The 17,397-nt window shown below is 35.7% G+C and carries 15 protein-coding genes; 4 read left to right on the forward strand and 11 right to left on the reverse strand.

Annotation, left to right across the window (positions count from 1 at the left end):
- Positions 1-10: 10 nt before the first annotated feature.
- Together MHI00_RS15455 and MHI00_RS15460 are read left to right on the forward strand one after the other, a co-directional pair.
- Positions 11-1,549 (forward strand): helix-turn-helix domain-containing protein, encoded by a 1,539-nt coding sequence (locus tag MHI00_RS15455; RefSeq protein ID WP_341114746.1) that lies wholly within the window; start codon positions 11-13, stop codon positions 1,547-1,549.
- 117 nt (positions 1,550-1,666) lie between these two features.
- Positions 1,667-2,620, forward strand: coding sequence for a peptidylprolyl isomerase (locus MHI00_RS15460; RefSeq protein ID WP_341114748.1), 954 nt, complete (start codon positions 1,667-1,669; stop codon positions 2,618-2,620).
- A 187-nt stretch (positions 2,621-2,807) separates the two neighbouring features.
- On the opposite strand, the gene MHI00_RS15465 is transcribed toward MHI00_RS15460, so the two are convergent.
- On the reverse strand, positions 2,808-3,200 hold the full coding sequence (locus MHI00_RS15465) for a hypothetical protein (protein ID WP_010053658.1): 393 nt from the start codon (positions 3,198-3,200) through the stop codon (positions 2,808-2,810).
- A gap of 236 nt (positions 3,201-3,436) precedes the next feature.
- Here MHI00_RS15465 and MHI00_RS15470 point away from each other — a divergent pair, with 236 nt between their 5' ends.
- Positions 3,437-4,213 (forward strand): MurR/RpiR family transcriptional regulator, encoded by a 777-nt coding sequence (locus MHI00_RS15470; RefSeq protein ID WP_341114750.1) that lies wholly within the window; start codon positions 3,437-3,439, stop codon positions 4,211-4,213.
- A 90-nt stretch (positions 4,214-4,303) separates the two neighbouring features.
- On the opposite strand, the gene MHI00_RS15475 is transcribed toward MHI00_RS15470, so the two are convergent.
- Entirely contained in the window at positions 4,304-6,376 is a 2,073-nt protein-coding gene (locus tag MHI00_RS15475; protein ID WP_010053655.1) for a BglG family transcription antiterminator, read from the reverse strand.
- A gap of 23 nt (positions 6,377-6,399) precedes the next feature.
- Complete coding sequence (locus MHI00_RS15480) at positions 6,400-7,830, reverse strand: PTS mannitol transporter subunit IICB (RefSeq protein ID WP_341114753.1); 1,431 nt, start codon at positions 7,828-7,830, stop codon at positions 6,400-6,402.
- A gap of 273 nt (positions 7,831-8,103) precedes the next feature.
- Between MHI00_RS15480 and MHI00_RS15485 the strand changes: the two genes are divergently transcribed.
- Positions 8,104-8,316: a zinc ribbon domain-containing protein gene (locus tag MHI00_RS15485; RefSeq protein WP_015075303.1), complete on the forward strand. Its 213-nt coding sequence runs from the start codon at positions 8,104-8,106 to the stop codon at positions 8,314-8,316.
- 105 nt (positions 8,317-8,421) lie between these two features.
- On the opposite strand, the gene MHI00_RS15490 is transcribed toward MHI00_RS15485, so the two are convergent.
- From MHI00_RS15490 to aroB, 8 genes are all read right to left on the reverse strand, one after another.
- Positions 8,422-8,886: a hypothetical protein gene (locus MHI00_RS15490; protein WP_015075302.1), complete on the reverse strand. Its 465-nt coding sequence runs from the start codon at positions 8,884-8,886 to the stop codon at positions 8,422-8,424.
- A 185-nt stretch (positions 8,887-9,071) separates the two neighbouring features.
- On the reverse strand, positions 9,072-10,760 hold the full coding sequence (locus tag MHI00_RS15495) for a peptide ABC transporter substrate-binding protein (protein ID WP_010053647.1): 1,689 nt from the start codon (positions 10,758-10,760) through the stop codon (positions 9,072-9,074).
- A 233-nt stretch (positions 10,761-10,993) separates the two neighbouring features.
- A complete protein-coding gene (gene pheA, locus MHI00_RS15500; RefSeq protein ID WP_015075301.1) occupies positions 10,994-11,842 on the reverse strand; it encodes a prephenate dehydratase in 849 nt (282 codons plus the stop codon).
- A 42-nt stretch (positions 11,843-11,884) separates the two neighbouring features.
- The gene (locus tag MHI00_RS15505; RefSeq protein WP_341114759.1) at positions 11,885-12,388 is read right to left on the reverse strand and encodes a shikimate kinase; all 504 of its coding nucleotides are present in this window, start codon (positions 12,386-12,388) and stop codon (positions 11,885-11,887) included.
- Positions 12,389-12,411: 23 nt separating this feature from the next.
- Positions 12,412-13,698, reverse strand: a complete 1,287-nt coding sequence (gene aroA, locus MHI00_RS15510; RefSeq protein WP_057001026.1) for a 3-phosphoshikimate 1-carboxyvinyltransferase — start codon at positions 13,696-13,698, stop codon at positions 12,412-12,414.
- Positions 13,699-13,709: 11 nt separating this feature from the next.
- Entirely contained in the window at positions 13,710-14,825 is a 1,116-nt protein-coding gene (locus MHI00_RS15515; RefSeq protein ID WP_081039705.1) for a prephenate dehydrogenase, read from the reverse strand.
- 277 nt (positions 14,826-15,102) lie between these two features.
- Positions 15,103-16,269: a chorismate synthase gene (gene aroC / locus MHI00_RS15520; protein WP_010053641.1), complete on the reverse strand. Its 1,167-nt coding sequence runs from the start codon at positions 16,267-16,269 to the stop codon at positions 15,103-15,105.
- A 53-nt stretch (positions 16,270-16,322) separates the two neighbouring features.
- A complete protein-coding gene (gene aroB, locus MHI00_RS15525) occupies positions 16,323-17,390 on the reverse strand; it encodes a 3-dehydroquinate synthase (RefSeq protein WP_317913247.1) in 1,068 nt (355 codons plus the stop codon).
- Positions 17,391-17,397 lie beyond the last annotated feature (7 nt).

The raw sequence follows: 17,397 nt of genomic DNA on the forward strand, positions 1-17,397 counted from the left end.
GGGATACAATATGAAAGAGCTTCTTTCAACTAAGGAAAAGGTATATCTAGACATTACCTCCGCCTTGTTAGGGGAACCCATTGATATCTATACACTTGCAGATGAATTATTTATGTCCGTTCGCAACTTAAAAAAATACATTGACGATTTAAATGTCTTAATCCATCCTATAAGTATCTATTTTATAGATACAAATTCTGTTAATATCCATTATCCTGATTCACTAAACTATCAACATATCTATAAATCTATCTATGTGAATAATTTGAACTACTCCCTTTTAGAACTACTTTTTTTAGAAGAAAATAATACGCTAGAAACGTTAGAAGAACATTTTTTCTTAAGTGAAAGTACGCTAAGAAGAACAATTTCTTTCATTAATCAAAGACTCGCTCCATTTGATATCATAATAGATACGAAAAATTTTAACATTATCGGAGACGAAAAAAACATTATTCAGTTTTTTGTGTCGTATTTTCAGGAAAAATATACTTTTCAAGATATTAAGTTAGGAAATAGTTTAGTTCAATTCTTGGATTATATCTATTCTGATTTCACTAAATTTTTAAACTTTCCTACAAATTTCCCCACTAAAAATCGTTTTATTTTTTGGGTCGGTGTTGGTTTGAAACGAATAGAAAGAAATCATTCTTTGCCCATAAATAACAATTCAGAATATTTAACACAATTCACACATTTTTTTGATGCTCTTTTAAAAGAACAACATAACCAAAAATTAAAATTAGAGCACAACCTTACAAGTCGGTCTTTTGCTGAAGCTTTAACTTTTTTCATAGAAACTGGCTTTCTTTTTTCTAATGACGGTCTCAATCAATTAATAGAAAAACACCCTGATTTAAAGGCCAATTATCAAAAAATCTCTTATATTTTATTAGAACTTGAAGAGATTTTCACTATATCTATGACTGAGTCAGCTAAAACAAATATGCAGTTAAAATTAATGAATGGCTTTACTTTCTATCAAAAACTAATTTTTAAGGGCGGACTCTTAAATGATGTTCCTTTACAATTTAAGCAGCGAACTCTATTTATCATTAATCGACTTCCTGAAATCATTCAACGCACCTTTAAAAAATATTTCCCTAATGAGGATGAATGGATGGCGAACTATTTTATTTATATCATTATTACCCACTGGGATACCTTCATTCCAAATATGTTAAAAAAAGCTCCCATCATCCATGTTGGAATTGTCGTGGAAACAGATCTTGAACATGCGCTTTATTTGAAAAATAAACTTGCCTACTATTACCCCTTCAATCTTGATGCTATGCTCATTCCAGATATAACGACTGAACGGATAGATAACAAAAAATTAGACATTATTTTAACAACATTTCCTTTGCATGAATTATCTACTACCACAAAAATAATTAGTATCAATCATGCTTTAAGTAAGCAAAATGTAAATGACTTATACAGTAGTTTTGGAATCTTTTTTGAAAAAAAACTAGAAGAAAAACTCTTTTCTGGTGAGTTTGGAAATATTTCAATACTTGACGAAGCGCCACGAATACCGATTAAGTAGCTTTGCTATTTTAACTCGTAACACGTTTCCTTTTTCTATTTAAATTTAAGGTTCTTTTAAGTTTCAACAACTAAACTTAAAAACATAGCTTAAATGAATAGAAATGGATGTGTTCGTGTGAAAAAGAAATTAATCATAAGTGGAGCCGTATTTTTAGGGTTATTGATAACGGGGTGTACGAACTCAAGTGCGACAGTCGCATCAACAACTGCAGGGAAAGTCACTCAAGAAGAACTTTATCAAGAAATGAAAGCTAACTATGGTGAATCTACCTTACAAACTATGCTGATTGAGCAAGTTTTAGCTAAAAAATATGGGGATAGTGCTACCACAAAAAAAGTAAATGCTAAATTTAATGAAGTCGCTGAAATGTATGGCGGTACTGAGGCTTTTGAATCAATCTTGGTTCAATATGGCTATGCTAATGGGGCAGCCTATAAAGCTACAATTAAACAAAATTTATTAATCGAGGCTGCGGTTAAAGATAAAACAAATTTAACCGATGCTGACTATAAAGAATTGTGGGAGAACAGTTTGTACTTCCAAACTATTTTAGTTGCAGATGAGGATACTGCTAAGGAAGTCATTACTAAATTAGATGCTGGTGAAAAATTTAAAGATTTAGCCGCTGAGTATTCTACCGATACAACAACTAGTGAAAATGGCGGTGATGCAGGCTTTTATAATATCTCTACAGGAACAACCTACGATACTACAGTGACGGATGCCGCAGCCAAATTAAATGACGGAGACTTCACAAAAACAGCAATTAGCACTGATGCAGGTTTCTATATTGTTAATATGGTTGTCAATCCAACTTCAACTTCAAAAACATGGCAAGATTATCAATCTGAACTAACGGAAATGGCTGTAACGGCGAACTTAGCCGATTCAACTTTCACAACAGAGATATTGACTACTTTGCTTAAAGCTGCAAATGTTCAAATCAAAGACAGTGATCTTGAAAATGCTCTTTCTGCTTATTTAACAACTACAACCTCTAGTAGTGCTGTTACGAGTGATTCTTCTACAGATGAAACCACAACTAGCTCTACTACAGATTCTGAATAAGAGACTAAATGCGTTTCGGAACAAAGGAATAATTTTTTAAGTTCTATTTAAGTTTAACTTGTTAAACTAACTATAACACCATCCTTTCAAAGCTTTTATCCACGCATGGTCAGTCTTTCGACTATGAAAATCTTTGAAAAAAAGGCTGAGAAAAAAATTCTCAGCCTTTTCTTTATTTTTGTCATGCTTATCCAGGGTATTTTTCCTGCAAATTTTCATAATTTTGTTTGTGCCATTTTTTATTCATAATATTTTTCATTACTTTAAAGCTTATATCTCCATAGATTGTTGAAATATAAGCTTTATTTGTTAAAAAGCCTTTTTTTAGAGTAACACTCACAAGCGCACTAGCTGGAATCAATTGTGGTACCACATCAACTATTTTATTTGTTGCTTGACCAACATCGATTACATATACACCGTCCTCAGAGAAGTTTAAAATTTGGTACCTAAAATTAACATTGATATAATTAAATCCATTCAGTAAAGAAGAGGGCATTGCCCAAATGGACTTGCCAAATTCTCCTTTAAACCCATATTTTTCTAAGTGATTCAAAACGTCTTGTTCTTTCATTGCCATTATTATCTAACTCCTTTAAATCTATTTATTAGTCGCCTCTTTAAAAATCTCATTCTTGATTATACCCTATATTTTATAACGAACTAAAAAAAGGAACTTTTATCAAAATAGCTCTTTTAAATTGATCTTTAACAAAAAGTTCCTTTTTTAAAGCAATTCAAACCAACCCCTATTTCGATTGTTATCCCTTCGATTTGCTATGGTATACTATCCCTATAAGATAAAAGGAGAAAGAAGTGATTTTTCTGACACACCAACATTATTTTGACTACTCTAAAGGGCAAAATCTAAGCCAAATTGAACATGAAATTTTAGCTTTTTTACTATCTGATAGCCAAAATGAACAACCTTGTAGCATTCGCATGGTTGCCAAAGAATTAACAACTTCAACAGCAACTATTATTCGTTTATGTAAAAAATTAGGTTTTAGTGGCTATACTGCCTTTACAGAAAAGTTACGCCTAGAGTATACTGACCATTCCCCAACTGAAGCAACACAACTATTGAGTGCTAATTTAAATAACCATTTTACTATGTACATGAAGGACTACCAAGATACATTAGATGCGCTGTCTATTCGAGATGTAACTGTATTTACACAGTCCTTAACAACAAGTCACGTCGTTCAAATAATTGGCGATGAATCAGATGCATTCATCACTTATATCGCTGATAAATTACAATCAAAAGGTTTTCGAGTACTTGTTTCAAGTAGCAAAGATACCCTATTGAATTTTGAAAAAAAATTAAATGAAACAATGTTAATTCTTGTATTTAATAGACACTCCGCAACTGAATCTTTATTAAAAAAAATAGACTATGTTAAAGAAAAAAAAGTAATAATGATTGGCTTTCTTGGATCAAAGCAATCTGTTAACTTTAGACAATTGCTTGATGCTCAATTCGAAATTAGGGATGATCATTCGCAAAGCTTAAATCATGATGCTTACGACTCAGCGGTGATAATGATTTTTGATGTACTTATGTCTTTAGTTTCGGATTCCTCTAAATAAAAAACAGTTTTTTTTTAATCCGACCCCAAAAATCTAGTTTTTCGGAGTCGGATCAAATCTTACTGCTTTTTTTATAATAAAATAATATGATTAACTATCGATAAATTGGTGTAGTTTTTGAATCACTAAAGAGGTAATTTTATTTCTATCCCCTGATTCAAAACTTTGAATCACCTCATCACTTTCAATCATTAAAGTGCTAAGTCTACTTAAAATATCAATGCTACCAGTAGCTAATTTTTCTGGTGCTAACAAAACCAATACTGTTGAAATTTCAATTTCAGTTTTATCTGTTGCCTGAAGCCTCACATGGTTTCTTAGTGTAAAAATTTGAAATAAAGGCCGGGAAATCATTTCATTACGAATAAAGAATAAGGCCAAAGTAGTCCCTGGAATACCGACTCCACCTTGCTGCTCTTCTACAGTCAAAGCATTGATTAAATAGTCCATTCTTGATTTTGGCTGGTTTTGGTAAATCACCTTAGTAATCACTTCGCTAACTTCTTCAATATTTTTGACAACTTGCTGAATTGGGAAAACTTGAAAGGTCTTTAAAAGAGCTAATACTGTTCCAACTTGCTCTTCTAATTTTTCAAAATGATGAATCGATCCTTGTAAATTAAATTTTTCAGCTTCTTTAATTGGATATTTCGGTAAAACACCTTGTTTTTTTTGCAAATAAACATCAATTTGGATAATTTCAGCCTCGGATAAAATCGGACTGACTAAAAAATAATCGAAATCAACCTTCCCTAGATCAATTGTTGACACAATCACATCATAGGAACTTGCGACTTCATGATGGAGCATTTCAAAAAGTGATGTACTCTTTAACTTTTTCAACTGTGGCAATGCTTGTTGCAAACGTGTCATAAGCATTTTTGATGTTCCGATTCCGCTAGAGCAAACCACCAAGCCACTGAAAACCTCTTGTTTTTTCACTTGTAGAATTGCTGACCCAAAATGCAAAACTAAATAGCCGATTTCTTCATCTGGTGCATTTTTACGAGGATACCCCTCATCGAATGCATTTCGTACAAGTTGAAACAAATCAGGATAATCTTTTTTTATCGAATCTATCAACGGGTTTTGAATCCGCATATCTTGATCTAAACGCCTTAATGCCGAACGTAAATGTGCCACTAATCCCTTGAATAGAGCTGGATCTGTTAAAGGATAATGTATTTCATCTGCTATTCTTGTTATTAAGTGATTCGCAAGCGTAACAGCTTGGATTCCTTCAATTCCAGCTAAATCAATTTTTTCAGTTTGAAACTTAACGCCACGTAAATGCATAGTTACATAGGCTACTTCCCCAAGTGGTACCACACTTTCTTCCATTTCAAGACATTCTGCCAATAAGGCTTTGGCTATCTGATACTCTGGGTAATCAATCGCTTCAACTAGATTCGCTGGTACCGTCACTAAATGTTGTCCGTTTAACAAACGTTCAATTGAAATTGTAATATGCACGATTAGAGTTAAGTAAGCATCATCTGTCACACTATTCTTTAGACCCGTGCGCCATTCACGTACGACTTGTTCAACCCGATTTAACAAATTTGCATCTAGTAAGTTAAGCAACTTATCTTCGATCATACTTTGTACTTCGGCTTCCTCCATTTGCTGATTGAAGTAGTGGTAAAGAGTATTTTTGGGAAGTGCTGATCCAAATAAATCACTCATCATTTCACGCTTTTTATTTTCACTAGCTTTTAAACGTATACCTGAACCTCGTTTACGTTCGATACTAACATCCTTCCCTAAAACTTCCTCCAACTTCACTAAATCACTACTAATAGTTGAAATCGTGACACTCAAATCAGTAGCTAATGCCATTAACTTAAGTGGCTCTGTTTCACGCAACAATGTTTTTAAAATAAAGTTTTGACGTTCTAAAGGTGTAAACTCATTATGAGCAAGATCTAATAGCTGCCATTTAAAATTCTGACGATTTATTTCTGTCCCGATAATACTTAATTGACTATTTTCCTTGCTTAACTTTAGTTGGAACGTATCAAGTATTGCTTCAACTTCATGTAAGTCTCGTCGTACCGTTCGTTCGCTAACATCTAATTCAGATGCCAATACAGCATTAGTTACATTAGCCTTATTCATTAACAAAAATTCTAAAATCAAACGTGCTCTAGCTGATAAATACATCTTTTCCCTCCTATTTTATCGAATTAGCTTAATTTTTTTATCAATGCATCATACTCCATATTTTTCATAAAACTTACCACTGATATATGGTAGCTTTCGGGAAATTTTTTGAGTGCTTGTAACGTTAATTCTTGTTGCGTGATTATAATAGTTCCACTATCTTTTGAAATTTGATCAATTAAGGCATGGTTAATCTCAATTTCCATCCCTGCTTCCTGCATCTTTTTCCTTAAAATAGACGCCCCCATTGCACTTGTTCCAATTTCAACATCATAGGCAAAAATAATTTTATTTACGATTTCGGGAAATTCACTTGTTTGCTTGAGGTTCTTCGCCTCATTTGTTGTTTCAGTTTCACTTTTTGAGGGTTTACTGACTCTTTTTAATTCACCCATTTGCTTTTTAGTACTTAAATCAATTTCTAGACTCACTTTTGAAAACTTAATTATCAAAACAGAAATGCTAAATGAAACGGTAGCTGCTGTCAGTATTCCTGCTATAATGCCTAAATAATCACCGCGAGGCGTCAATGTTAAAATAGCTAGAATACTACCTGGTGATACCGGTCCTACTAATCCCACATTAAACAATGAAAAAGTCAGAATTCCGACTATTCCCCCTGAAATGGCACTTAGGATTAGTGCTGGTTTCATTAATATATAAGGAAAATAGATTTCATGTATTCCTCCAAAAAGTTGAATAATGACTGCTCCAGGAGCTGTTTGTTTCATACTTCCCACTCCAAAAAAAGTATAGGCCAACAAAATTCCTAATCCTGGTCCTGGATTAGCCTCAATTAAAAATAAAATTGACTTTCCTGTTTCAGTCGCTTGCTCGATTCCCAATGGTCCTAGTGCAACGTGATTAATTGCATTATTTAAAAATAGAACTTTCCCTGGTTCTACTAACAGACTGATCAATGATAATAATTGATGGTGAACCAAGTAATTAATTCCGTTGACCATCAACCCATTCAAGTATTCCATTGCTGGTCCGACAGCAAATAACGAGGTTATCGCTAGCAACATTCCCATAACTCCGGCGGAAAAATTGTTCACTAACATTTCAAAACCTGTTGGAACTTTTCCAGTGATGAGCTTATCAAAAGACTTTAATAACCAAGCTGCGACTGGCCCCATTACCATAGCCCCCATCAACATTGGCATCTCTGCTCCTACAATTAAGCCTGTCGTTGCTAGTGTGGCCACAACCGCACCTCGTGTCCCAAAAACCAGCTTTCCTCCTGTATATCCAATCAAAATAGGCAATAAATAAACCATTATGGGTTCAATAAGCGCTGCAATCTTTACATTAGGAAACCAGCCTGCCGGTATAAATAGCGCCGTAATAAGTCCCCACGCAATAAAAGCACCAATATTTGGCATAATCATCCCACTTAAGTAACTACCAACTTGTTGCAATTGAAATCTAATTTTATTTGTTTTCTTTAACATAACTCGCTCCCCCTGGTAACACTCCAACTAAAAAATTTAAACAACTATGAATAACCTTTCGAATACACTAAGAAATAATTAACTTATCCCTTTCATAGTATGCTATTTCTAGTCCATTAAGCAACACATGAAACTTCATAATTCATCATAAAAATAAAAAGAACTAAAAACCATCTTAGTACGGAGAAAAACATCAACCTTTAGACGGATAACAAGAAACCTTTACTATGGTAAACTAATTTTAGAAAAACAAATAAAGGAGTTTACTGAACAATGGATAAAAAACAATATATTTGCGAAAAATGTGGCTGCCACTCTTATGAGCATGATCAATTTCAAGCAACAGGTGGCAATTTTGCTAAAATATTCGATGTACAAAATAAAAAATTTATTACAATTAGTTGCCATGATTGTGGCTTTACTGAACTATACAAAGCCCAAACTTCTGATGGGTGGAACGTCTTAGACTTCTTAATTGGCGGCTAAACAAAATCCCCACTTTTCCTTTATAGAAAAGTGGGGATTTTTTAGATAATTAAGTTCTCAAAAGTAATGTTGCGGTTAACAACCCATCCTTACTTTTGAGCTTTTTTATTGTTGAAGTTGCTTTATTATATTAGCCTTAAAAAAATAAAGACATTCAGTTAGTGACAGATAACGTAATTGTCGATAAATATTATTTGTTGGTATCGTTAAATAAATAGTAAGTTCTTTATCACCCATTTTTTCTATTAACCAACCTTTTTCTTCATCTAAGTTCGTTGCTTGTTGTTCCGGTTGAAGAACAGGTGCCACCCGAGTCCCTCCTCGAATAAAATGTAAATGGATATCTGCTCGTGGGTCCGTTATCGTTTTTGGAAAGACTGCAACCCCCTGCAAAGAAGCAAAATCTGTTAAGCCAAGTTCAGTTGCTATTTTTTGATAAAAAGCAACAGTCGCTAGCGAAATTTCTTCTAATTCTGTTTTTGTCGCCTGTGTATGATCCAGCGGATAAATCAAGTCAGTTGGAACAGTATTTGTTCCCGGTGTATAGGTTTCAATGTTAATTAAACGCATATTCGTTGCCTCCTGTATAAAAAGTTTGTTGAACCGGTTAGCTCTGATAAAAAGATAAGAAAATATACACAAAGTAGCTTTTTACTTCGAAAAGTTGGCTCATAAGAACTGGCAGTATAAAAAGATCCTAATACAAAAAGACCGCTATATACAAAGCCGGTCTTTTGTATTCTTAAATTATCTTCTTACTCATGTTCTTCAATATAAGCATTTTTGTACGTAAACTGTGCTCCAACTTGATGAGAGTAAATACCTTTTACATACGGTTTTTGTAAGCTAGCTGCTGCTCTTTGGAACATTGGAGACACACCTGCATCATCTAACAAAATTTTCTCAGCATCTAATAAGTTTTCCCAACGAGCTTCTGGGTTATTCGCATTTTTGCCTTTTGAATCTGCCAATAAAGCGTCATACTCCTTATTACTATACCCTGAACGATTATAAGCACCATCTGTTTGTAGTAAGTCAATAAAGTTCACAGGATCAGCAAAATCTGCGCCCCATCCACCTTGTTGTAAATCGTATTCTTGATTTGTTGCTACCTCTAAACGAACTTTAAATGGCAATGAACGAACATTTACTGTTGTTCCTGGCAGGCTAGTTTCAATTTGATCCTTCAAGAAAGCACTAATTTTCTTATTGGATTCATCATCATCTGCAATTAAGTCAAATTCAACCTTATCAACGCCTAAATCTTTTTTAGCTAATTCCCAATATTTTTTAGCTTCTTTTTGATTAAACTGTAAATAATCTCCTGATTCTTTGCGGAAATCTTCACCTGTTTTTGGATTTGCTGCTAAATCAGCAGGAACTAAACCAGTTAATATTTGTGAACCATTTGCCAGAATTTCATTTGCTAATAAATCTTGATCATAGGAATAAGCTACAGCCTTACGCATATTCTCATTGGCAAAAATAGTTTTCTTGCCCTCGCGTAATTGGTTATATTGCATATAAGCAGAACGAGCTTCCGTTGTAATCTTATACTCTGGAGTATCACGGAATTGCTTCGCGTATTCACCAGTTAATAGTACACGATCTAAATTGCCTGCATCATATAAATTCAAAGCAGTCGCTGTTTCTTTCACAACATCTACATTGATTTCAGTTAATTTCACATTTTCAGCATCCCAATAATTAGGATTTTTTTCATACTTCCAAGATAAATTAGTTCCATCCCAATCTTTAAAAATGAATGGACCATTAAAAATCATAGTATCTGCCGAAGTACCATATTTGTCTTTTTTCTCTGTCACAAATTTTTCATTTTGTGGGAAAAACGTTGGAAAGGCCATTAATGAAATAAAATAAGGCACTGGTTTTTCCATCTTCACTTCAAATTCATAATCAGTAACTGCTTTAACCCCCAATGTATCGGGAGTTTTTTCACCAGATATAATTGCTTCGGCATTTTCAACACCTTCAAGCAAGTAGGCATATTGTGAACCTGTTTCTGGATTTGCCACACGTTGCCAAGCAAAAACAAAATCATTTGCTGTAACTTTATCGCCATTAGACCATGTTGAGTCTTCGCGTAATTTAAATGTATACGTTAATCCGTCTTCGCTAACGGTTGCTTCTTCTTTAGCTAATGCTGGAACTGGTTTGCTGTCCTTATCTAAGCGATACAAACCTTCTAAGACTTGATTAAAAACGGTAAACCCAACAGTATCAGTTGATAATGCCGTATCCCCAGTTGGCAATTCCGCAACTTCTGTTAAATTTAATACTTGCTCTTTAGCTAATTTCCCCTCAGATGTGTCGCTACTTGCTGTAGTACCTTTGTCATCTGTCTTATTATTTGAGCAACCAACTGCCAAAATAACTGAACACGTTAGTAGCCCAATACCAAACCATTTTTTATTTACTTTCATTGTCCCCGACCCCTTTTTTATTCCTTAAGTTCTTGTCATGTTTAACTTATCAAAAAAAGAACTTGTATCTAATATACAGGGTTCAACTTTAAAATGCAACAAAATTATGAATTTTCTGACAATTTAAAAATTACTAACGCATATTAAGTCGTTATTTAACTTTACATACAGATTAAAAAGCCCTGTCAACACCATAAGGTATTTAAAATAGAGCTTTTCATCTATCGTTATTTTTAACTAATTGGGATTGTATGGACGGAATAACATCCAAATATTTTCGTTTTACACCCAGTTAGCTGAATTTCTTCAATCGCGTTATCAATCAGTTTTTCTTGATCTCCTACATACAAATCAATTAAGAAAAAATACTCGCCCAGGGTCGTTTTTAAAGGCCGAGATTCTATTTTACAAAGGTCAATTTGACGCCAACTAAAAGCAGCTAAAACCTTATGTAAGGCTCCTGGCATATTATTCGGTAAGGTAACGCTTATCGAAATTTTTTCTTTAGTCGAAGGCAACTCTATTTTAACGGGTTGATGGCTTAACACTAAAAAACGCGTTTGATTGAGCTCAAGTTCTTGAATGTCTTCCGCGACAATCGTCAACCCATACTCCTTAGCTGATAACCTCGGAGCAATCGCGGCTAAAACAGGTTCTACTTGCTCTCCAACGCGCCTTGCAGCATAGGCTGTTGACGGAGTTGCCTCGCGAATTGCCTTGTCTAATTCATCACTCAAATACGTTTCACACTGAGCCAAAGCTTGCGGGTGTGATAGAACCTTTTCAGCTTCTCGCCATTTACTAACATTATCTGGATGTACCATTAAATGTTGCGCTATTGGTAAAACGAGCTCTGCTTGAATCGGAATATTTGCTTGGTGAAAAAGATAATCTAAGGTTACATTTACGGTTCCTTCAATTGTATTTTCAATTGGGACAATCGCGCTCTCAACAGTTCCGTCTTCTAATGCTTTAATGCAATCAGGAATCGTTACACTTGGAATTAATTCTGCATTAGGAAAGGCTTTTTCAGAAGCCATATGGGTAAACGAAGCAGCTGGACCTAAATATGCAACTTTCATCTTTTTCCTCCTCACTAATGATACAACTTGTTCATATACTTTTTATTGCTCAGCTAATACTTTTAGAATAGCCGCTGCGACTTCTGCTTGATTTAGCTCATCTGTTTCAATGATAAAATCGGCGGTCTCTTCATAGAGCTGAATTCGTGGTTCAAAAATAGCACGAATTTCAGCAGGTGTTTTTTCTTGCACTAAAGGCCTCGTAGTATCTCCTTCTAAACGCTCTAAAAAAATTGCTGGATCTGTTTTTAAATAGATTACAGGTGAGAAACTCTTAAGCACCTCACGATTCTCAGGTCGTAAAACAATTCCACCACCGGTAGAAATAATCGCTTTTTTTTGAAGTACTTCTTTTAATTTTTGGTGCTCTAAATCACGAAATCCTTGCTCGCCCTTTTGTTCAAATATTTCCGATACTGGACAACCTTGCTCTGCAATAATTTCACTATCAATGTCAATTTGAGGAAGAGCTGTCAACTCTGAGAGAATCTCTCCAACGGTTGTTTTTCCAGCTCCCATAAAACCCGTTAATATAATCTGATCCATTTGTATTCAGCCCCGATCCTATTTTAGTTACACAATGAGACGATATCCTTAAAGAATTCCGGATAAGAAACAGAAACAGCCTCAGCTTTTTCCAATTCAACTTCACCATCATCTATAATTAAAGCTGCCACTTGAAGCATCATTCCGATTCGATGATCGCCATAGCTGGTTACTTCCCCACCATGTAATTTTGTTTTTCCATAGATAATCATACCATCATCAGTCGCTTCTATCTTAGCCCCTAATGTGGTTAACTCACGGACCACTGCATCAATCCGATTGGTTTCTTTCACTTTTAATTCAGCTGCATCTTTAATAATCGTGATGCCTTCTGCTTGAGTCGCTAATAAAGCTATTACAGGTAATTCATCAATTAAACGAGGAATCAAGTCTCCACCAATTTCAACACCTTTTAACTGGCTAGTTTCAACTGTGATTGTGCCTGCTAGTTTCCCTGTATCACGGCTAGCATCGCTAATGGTTAACTTACCACCCATTTGCTCAACGACGTCGATAATTCCGGTTCTAGTTGGATTTAAGCCCACATTTGTTAAACAAATCTGGCTATTAGAAGCGATTAAACCGGCAACTATAAAGAACGCTGCGGATGAAATATCGCCAGGTACTGTCATCGTTTGCCCTGTGAATTTTTGCTTCCCTTTAACTTTAATTGTCAAGTCATCTACAAAAATCTCTCCACCAAATTGACGAATCATATGCTCTGAATGATCTCGTGTTTTCTTTTTCTCAATAATGGTTGTTTCTCCATCGGCTTGTAACGCAGCAAATAAAATGGCACTTTTCACTTGCGCACTAGAGACTGGCATTTGATAGCTGATTGGGTGTAAAGACGTTGTGCCCCGAACAGTCACTGGCGGAAATTCAGTTTCATGACTACCAACACAATGAGCACCCATTTGATTTAATGGAAGCATGACACGATTCATCGGACGTTTCGCTATGGATTCATCTCCAAATAGCGTGCTTTCAAAATCACGCCCCGCTAGAATTCCCATCAGTAATCGAATCGTTGTTCCTGAATTGCCAATGTCAATAGCTTCGGTTGGAGCTTTTAATGCATCCCAGCCTTTACCATAAACAATAATTTCTTCTGGAGTTTCTTCGATTTCCACACCAAGTGCTCTAAAAGCAGCAATCGTACTCATACAGTCATCTGCTCGTAAGAAATGCTTAATCCGTGTCGTTCCTTCTGCAATTGAACCAAACATAATGCTGCGATGAGACATTGATTTGTCGCCAGGAACTTTTATTGTCCCTTTCAAATTGTTCTTATTCGTTACTAGTTTCATTTAATCCCTACTTATTTTTCATAGCATCGATAGCTACTTTTATTTTTTAGACAAGCTTTACCACGCTCTAAATCTGCTTGATTTTGGAACGTTAATTGTAAGATACCATTAATATCTTCTCGAGTTTCCAAAATTTTCAAATTAATAACACTAATTTCTTCCTCGGCTAAATAGCCAGTAACCTCAGAAATAATTCCAGGATAATCAGGTACATCTACAAATAAATCGAAAAAGGCTGGCAATGCTCCATCTTTATGAATTGGCATCGCATCACGAGTTTCTTTAGCTTCATCAAAAAAGCGATAGATAGCCGTATGATTTTCATCTTTAAGATAACCCATCATTTCTCCAATTGAACTTTTCCAGTCATCTAAAAGCTCTAACAGCACAGTTTTATTCGTTAATAAGATATCCGTCCACATCACTGGATCGGATGAAGCAATTCTAGTCATATCTCTAAAACCACCTGCAGCTAAACGTCGTGCTTGAGGATGAATATCAGAAAATTCCGTTGTTTGATTGACTAACCCTGCAGCAATAATATGAGGCAAATGACTTAACATACCTGTAATTTCATCATGTTCTAGTGGAGATAAAACCATAAACTTAGCATTTGTACCTTTCAGCCACTCTTGTAGTTGGGCAACAGCTAATTTATTTTGCTCATCCATTGACGCTGGCGTTAATAAATAATACGCATTTTCAAAAAGGTCAATTTTAGCGGCAATTACACCTGACTTATGCGATCCAGCCATTGGATGACCACCAATAAAAGCAATCCCGGCAGCCCCCAATATTTCTGCAGTTTCAACGATGCTACTTTTCGTGCTTCCCGTATCCGTAACCAAAACAGATGCTTTTAAAGGGAGCCTAACTAATTCTTTAATTAGAAGCTCCGTTTGTTTCACTGGACAACAGAAAATAATTAAATCAGCTTTAGGTGCTTCGTTAGCCAAATCTGTGCCAATTGTGTCAATTATACCTAGTTTATGCCCCATAACGAGTGAGTCTGTTTGAATATCTAAACCAATAATTTCAGTATTTGGATGTTCCTTTTTTATATCTAAGGCGATTGAGCCCCCTATTAGACCTAATCCCACAATCAAAACTTGCTGCTTTTCCAACAATTCCACCCCCTATATAAAAAGTTTGTTGAGCCGTTTAGCTCTGGCAAGAAAATAGGGAAATTTGATGTGACGCTTTTTGTCACCTCGAAATTTTATCTTTTTCTCGAAGAGTTGGCTCATAAAAACTAGCCTTGATAAAAAGTTTGTTGAGCCGTTTAGACCTGGCAGAAAAATAGAAAAATACACTCAAAGTATCTTTTTACTTTGTGGGGATTTTATCTTTTTTCCGAAGGGCTGGCTCATAAAAACTAGCCTTGATACCTAGTAACTTTATCCTTTAAAAGTTATTCGCATAGCGGCGGTATTCAGCAACTTCAGCTTTCAACCGTTCAAAAGAATCCCCATCAAATTTATCTAACACCGCTTCAGCTACTTCCCAAGCAACAACAGCTTCGGCAACCACACTTGCAGCTGGAACAGCACAACTATCTGAGCGTTCAATACTCGCTTTATATTCTTCTTTTGTATCAATATCCACACTCATTAACGGTTTGTATAATGTCGGAATGGGTTTCATCACGCCACGAACTACAATCGGCATTCCGTTTGTCATTCCACCTTCAAAACCACCTAGGTTATTGCTCCCACGCGTGTAGCCTGTATTTTCATCCCAAAGAATTTCATCCATAACTTCACTACCTGGTTTACGAGCCATATCAAACCCAACACCAAATTCAGCACCTTTAAAAGCATTAATACTCACAATTGCTCGAGCAATCTTAGCATCTAATTTTTTATCCCATTGAACATAACTACCCAGTCCAGCTGGCACACCACCAACAACGACTTCTACAACGCCACCAATTGTATCGCCTTTTTTCTTCGCTTCATCAATCTTATCCATCATTTCTTGTTCAACCTCAGGATCTAAGCAACGAACAGGTGAGTTTTCAGAGCCTTCACGAATTTCATCAATGGTATATTTATTTTTCAAATTGGCTTGAACTCCACCAATTTCAACAACATGTCCCACTACTTCAATACCTAATTCATGTAATAATTTTTTAGCAATCGCGCCAACAGCCACACGTACCGTTGTTTCTCTAGCACTTGAGCGTTCTAAAATATTTCTTAAATCACGATGACCGTATTTAATTCCACCAACTAAGTCAGCATGACCTGGACGTGGTTTAGATACACGACGTTGACCAACCTTCTCTTCCTCAATTGGTTCGATACTCATCACTGTTTTCCAATTTTTCCAATCTTTATTTTCAACCGTTAAAGCAATCGGAGAGCCTAGAGCCTCACCGTGTCTAATTCCAGCAGTAATAATAGCTTGATCTTTTTCAATTTTCATACGACCACCACGCCCATATCCTGCTTGACGACGAGCTAGTTCTTTATTAATATCTTCCGTTAATAACGGCGTTCCCGCCGGAAGTCCTTCAATAATTGCTGTTAATCCAGGACCATGCGATTCCCCTGCTGTTAAATATCTCATAATCTATATCCTCCTCTGCTTTTCACTTGCTACCCAAGCCGAACAACTTTTTTTCACACCTTATTTACGTACTCACCTAGTTCGGACAAAGGAATTTTTACGATAGTCGCTTCTCCAATGTCTTTTAATTGAATAATTCGAACTGTATCTCCACTGGCTTTTTTATCATGAACCATCGCTGCCATTAATTTTACTGGTTCCCATGGTGTCCATTCAATTGGTAAATGAAATTTTTGTAGCATTTGTTTTAACTTTTCTGTCGTTCCAGCTGCAGTCAAACCCTTCATTTCTGCCACTTGATTCATTTGAATCATCCCTATCGCAACTGCCTCGCCATGTGTACAAACTCCATAGCCTGCTACTTGCTCTAAGCCGTGACCAATAGTATGACCAAAATTTAATTTCAAACGATTTCCCGTGTCTAATTCATCTTCTTCTACAACCTTACGCTTAACCTCACAACATGCAGCAATAACCGTTTCAGCATGCTCTAACAATTCAGTTTCATCTTTAAAGCTAGATAGTAAGTGCCACAAACCTAAATCGGCAATTGCCGCTGATTTTACAATTTCAGCAATTCCTTCTCGAACTCGTCTTGGCTCTAGCGTATTTAGCGTTAAAGGATCAATCAAAACTCCATCTGGTTGAGAAAAAGTTCCAACCATATTTTTTCCTTGTTTCAAATTAACTGCGGTTTTTCCGCCAATGCTGCTGTCAACTTGCGCTAACAACGTTGTTGGAATTTGTAGAAAATGCAATCCTCGCAAGTAAGTAGAAGCAACAAATCCAGCTAAATCGCCGATAACACCACCACCCAAAGCAATCACACCATCGCTTCTTGTCAAACCGGCTGTTAAAAATGCCTCATACAGTTCTTCTGCTACAGCCAAGTTTTTACTCGTTTCTCCAGCAGGAACAACAGCCAAACTAGCTTCAAAACCTGCTGCGTTCACACTTTCTAAAACTTTCTGACCATATAGCTTCTGAACATTTTCGTCTGTTACAATTACAATCCTTTGTGGTGCCCATAAGCTTTTAACCCAATCCCCGCATTGCTCTAATAAGCCAGCTTGGATCTGTAAAAGATAACTATGATGTGGTAATGTTACTTTGATTTCCATTGATTTT

Origin of the sequence: Carnobacterium sp. FSL E2-0243 (assembly GCF_038003605.1) — a bacterium.
Classification (GTDB): domain Bacteria; phylum Bacillota; class Bacilli; order Lactobacillales; family Carnobacteriaceae; genus Carnobacterium; species Carnobacterium maltaromaticum.